Source organism: Micromonospora sp. NPDC052213 (genome assembly GCF_040679695.1).
Classification (GTDB): domain Bacteria; phylum Actinomycetota; class Actinomycetes; order Mycobacteriales; family Micromonosporaceae; genus Micromonospora.
Genome location: NZ_JBFAVI010000292.1, coordinates 1 through 2014 on the forward strand (window position 1 = coordinate 1; position 2014 = coordinate 2014).

The window sequence follows — 2014 nt, forward strand, 5'->3', positions numbered from 1 at the left end:
GGGCACAACTACATCGGCACGGAGCACATCCTGCTGGGTCTGATCCGTGAGGGTGAGGGCGTGGCCGCTCAGGTGTTGGTGAAGCTGGGTGCGGACCTGAACCGGGTCCGTCAGCAGGTGATCCAGTTGCTGTCGGGTTACCAGGGCAAGGAGCCGGCCGCGGCGGGCGCCGCGACGGGTGAGGCCGCGCCGTCGACGAGTCTCGTGTTGGACCAGTTCGGTCGGAACCTGACGCAGGCTGCCCGTGAGGGCAAGCTCGACCCGGTGATCGGGCGGGAGAAGGAAATCGAGCGGGTCATGCAGGTGTTGTCCCGCCGGACGAAGAACAACCCGGTCCTGATCGGTGAGCCGGGTGTCGGTAAGACGGCTGTGGTGGAGGGCCTGTCCCAGAAGATCATCAAGGGTGAGGTGCCGGAGACGCTGAAGGACAAGCAGCTCTACACCCTCGACCTGGGTGCGCTGGTTGCTGGTTCCCGTTACCGGGGTGATTTCGAGGAGCGCCTGAAGAAGGTGCTCAAGGAGATCCGCACCCGGGGTGACATCATCCTGTTCATCGACGAGATCCACACCCTCGTCGGTGCCGGCGCCGCCGAGGGCGCGATCGACGCGGCGAGCATCCTGAAGCCGATGCTGGCGCGTGGTGAGTTGCAGACCATCGGTGCGACGACGCTGGATGAGTACCGCAAGCATCTGGAGAAGGACGCCGCGTTGGAGCGTCGTTTCCAGCCGATCCAGGTGGGTGAGCCGTCGTTGGCGCACACCATCGAGATTCTCAAGGGCCTGCGGGACCGTTACGAGGCACACCACCGGGTGAGCATCACCGATGCCGCGCTGGTGGCGGCGGCGACGCTGGCCGACCGGTACATCTCGGATCGGTTTCTGCCGGACAAGGCGATCGACCTGATCGATGAGGCCGGTGCGCGGATGCGGATCCGTCGGATGACCGCGCCGCCGGACCTGCGGGACTTCGACGAGCGGATCGCGCAGGTGCGTCGGGACAAGGAGTCCGCGATCGACGCGCAGGACTTCGAGCGGGCGGCGCAGTTGCGGGACAAGGAGAAGCAGCTGCTCGGGCAGAAGGCGCAGCGGGAGAAGGAGTGGAAGGCCGGCGACCTGGACGTCGTCAGTGAGGTTGATGACGAGCAGATCGCTGAGGTGCTCGGTAACTGGACCGGTATCCCGGTGTACAAGTTGACCGAGGAGGAGACCTCGCGTCTGCTGCGTATGGAGGACGAGCTGCACAAGCGCGTCATCGGGCAGGAGGACGCGGTCAAGGCGGTCTCGAAGGCGATCCGGCGTACCCGGGCGGGTCTGAAGGACCCGAAGCGTCCGTCGGGGTCGTTCATCTTCGCCGGCCCGTCGGGTGTGGGTAAGACCGAGCTGTCGAAGGCCCTGGCGGAGTTCCTGTTCGGTTCCGAGGATGCGCTGATCCAGCTGGACATGTCGGAGTTCCACGACCGGTACACGGTGTCGCGGCTGGTGGGTGCGCCTCCCGGTTACGTCGGTTACGACGAGGGTGGTCAGCTGACGGAGAAGGTGCGTCGTCGGCCGTTCTCGGTGGTGCTGTTCGACGAGATCGAGAAGGCCCACCCGGACGTGTTCAACACGCTGCTGCAGATCCTGGAGGACGGTCGGCTCACCGATGGTCAGGGTCGGATCGTGGACTTCAAGAACACGGTCATCATCCTGACGACGAACCTGGGTACCCGGGACGTGGCGAAGGCGGTGTCGCTGGGCTTCCAGGCGTCGGAGGACTCGGAGTCGAACTACGACCGGATGAAGCAGAAGGTCAACGACGAGCTGAAGCAGCACTTCCGGCCGGAGTTCCTGAACCGGATCGATGACACGATCGTGTTCCACCAGCTGCGGGAGAACGAGATCCTGTCGATCGTGGACATCATGATCGCCCGGATCGAGACGCAGCTGCGGAACAAGGACATGGGTCTGGAGCTGACCGACAACGCCAAGAAGTACCTGGCGAAGAAGGGCTTCGACCCGGTCCTGGGCGCGCGAC

At 64.8% G+C, this 2014-nt stretch carries 1 protein-coding gene; it reads left to right on the plus strand.

All coding sequences use genetic code 11. The annotated features are described in order from the left end of the window. Positions 1-2014, plus strand: a 2014-nt coding sequence (locus AB0L34_RS33055; RefSeq protein WP_363709520.1) for an ATP-dependent Clp protease ATP-binding subunit, incomplete at both ends; no start/stop codon positions are given.